Source organism: Endozoicomonas sp. SESOKO2 (assembly GCF_024606245.1).
Classification (GTDB): Bacteria; Pseudomonadota; Gammaproteobacteria; order Pseudomonadales; family Endozoicomonadaceae; genus Endozoicomonas_A.
In genome coordinates, this window is the sequence record NZ_JAHHPQ010000438.1 from 1 (window position 1) to 1,207 (window position 1,207).

The following is a 1,207-nucleotide window of genomic DNA, read 5'->3' on the forward strand; positions in this document are numbered from 1 at the left end:
AACTAAAATCGTAAACAGTCGTTTTTTCATCAGGCAGACTTACCCATGAGCAGAACACTGGCCTGAACGCGTCCGGTTCCATCAGTGTCGTAGTAGAATCTTACTTTTTCAATGGCCCTTGCTTTACCGGGCAGGTCAATGACGCGAGAGCTGCCGCCTTTCCTGACTTTGCTGCGGATGGCTATTTCACGGTTTTGACCGTTTTCGTAGTGCACGATGACTCTGTCGAAATCCACGTCAGCTCCTTTGACCTTGAATTGCAGACGCTTGAAAGCACCGTCTCTCAGACCAACACGGATGGTGTCTGCTTCTGCACGACGACTGACTTTCTTTTCGCCCAGCAGTTCCCAGCCAGCGGCGGAAGCAGTCTGTGTAAAGCCAGACATGATCATGCTCATCAGCAGAGTAAACATTGAAAGTGTGCGTGTCATAGTGATGGTTCTCCTGAGATTTTCTCTATTTGTCCTTGAGACCAGTCTTTGTTGAAAGGATCTGGCCAATGCCATGGCATATTATTATTGAGGCAACTATCTTAATTTGTTGCTCAATGCTATAGCGAAGAGAGGAGTACCTCTATAGGGAAAACTACCGAGGGGTTTAATAGTGATAATTATCTAAATTATTGATTTTAATTATTTTTTTAAATAATCAATATTGTCAGTGAAGAGTAAAATCTGGTCGGGTGTATGCATTAGCCGTTCTCAGGGCGAGAACGGCTAATGACATCAGCAACAGGGCTAAGACTGTTTGGCTTTTTCCAACTCGGCCACCTTCTTTTCAAGGGCTTCCAGTCTTTCACGGGTATGCTTAAGAACGGCGACCTGGGCATCAAACTCATCACGGGTGACCAGTTCAAATTTGGCCAGGGCACTGCCCACCAGAGCCTTCATGTTTTGCTCAATATCTTCCCGGGTCTGGCTTTTTTGCCCACCCAGTACCTGACCTGCTTTGCCGGCAATACTACCGATAAGGGAGGCTTTATCGATCATCGATGATTCCTGCAACTGCTGTGATTCAAAACCGGCGGGTATGATATCACAAGCAGTTATCTCAACGTGCTTGCTTTTATGTGCTAAATTGATAGTTGCTCGGTAAACATTGATTAAGTCAACTCATGGATTTGGCTTATGCCAAAGACTCTGACCATGCTTACATCCGCCCTCGGCTGGTTCTCTTTATTAGCTTGTTTTGTTATCCCTCAAAACAT

2 protein-coding genes are annotated in these 1,207 nt (G+C 45.5%); both read right to left on the reverse strand.

Annotated elements, in window-relative coordinates:
- Positions 1-29: 29 nt before the first annotated feature.
- Positions 30-431 (reverse strand): hypothetical protein, encoded by a 402-nt coding sequence (locus tag KDK17_RS09880; protein ID WP_257275664.1) that lies wholly within the window; start codon positions 429-431, stop codon positions 30-32.
- Between the two features lie 306 nt (positions 432-737).
- On the reverse strand, positions 738-989 hold the full coding sequence (locus KDK17_RS09885) for an accessory factor UbiK family protein (protein WP_257275663.1): 252 nt from the start codon (positions 987-989) through the stop codon (positions 738-740).
- Positions 990-1,207: the final 218 nt, after the last annotated feature.

What these genes read in the sequence shown, in the direction of transcription:
- KDK17_RS09885 (WP_257275663.1), bottom strand. Translation starts at nt 989, where the DNA reads ATGATCGATAAAGCCTCCCTTATCGGTAGTATTGCCGGCAAAGCAGGT.
- KDK17_RS09880 (WP_257275664.1), bottom strand. Translation starts at nt 431, where the DNA reads ATGACACGCACACTTTCAATGTTTACTCTGCTGATGAGCATGATCATG.